Raw genomic sequence first — 526 nt, 5'->3', positions numbered from 1 at the left:
GGCGCGGTGTTCCAGACGCCGGCCGAACGCCAGGAAGAGCGCGAGATCAAGGAACGCGCGATCGAGCTGCTCGAATACGTCGGCGTGCTGCAGTACGCGGACTACACGTCGCGCAACCTGTCGTATGGCCACCAGCGCCGTCTCGAGATCGCACGGGCGCTGGCGACCGACCCGAAGCTGCTCGCGCTCGACGAGCCGGCGGCCGGGATGAACGCGACCGAGAAGGTCGAACTCACGCGCCTGCTCGACAAGATCCGCTCGGACGGCCGCACGATCCTGCTGATCGAGCACGACGTGAAGCTCGTGATGGGATTGTGCAACCGGATGACGGTGCTCGATTACGGCAAGGTGATCGCCGAGGGTCTGCCGCAGGACGTGCAGAAGAATCCGAAGGTGATTGAGGCATATCTCGGCGCAGGGGTGCACTGATGGCAGCGGCAATGTTGAAAATCAAGGGCTTGCAGGTCAACTACGGCGGCATCCAGGCCGTCAAGGGCGTTGACATGGAAGTCCGCCAGGGCGAGCT

The 526-nt window shown here is 63.9% G+C and carries 1 protein-coding gene and 1 pseudogene; both read left to right on the top strand.

From position 1 onward, the window contains the following. On the top strand, nucleotides 1-429 hold a 429-nt coding region (locus tag DIE22_RS37865), incomplete at its 5' end, for an ABC transporter ATP-binding protein (RefSeq protein WP_148093219.1). Next, a pseudogene (locus DIE22_RS37860) lies at nucleotides 429-526 on the top strand (ABC transporter ATP-binding protein); the annotation flags it as partial. The gene DIE22_RS37865 and the pseudogene DIE22_RS37860, both read left to right, overlap by 1 nt.

Source organism: Burkholderia sp. Bp9142, assembly GCF_003853415.1.
Taxonomy (GTDB): Bacteria; Pseudomonadota; Gammaproteobacteria; order Burkholderiales; family Burkholderiaceae; genus Burkholderia.
The sequence above is the reverse complement of the archived record's forward strand: the minus strand, read 5'-3'. Positions and strand labels throughout refer to the sequence as shown.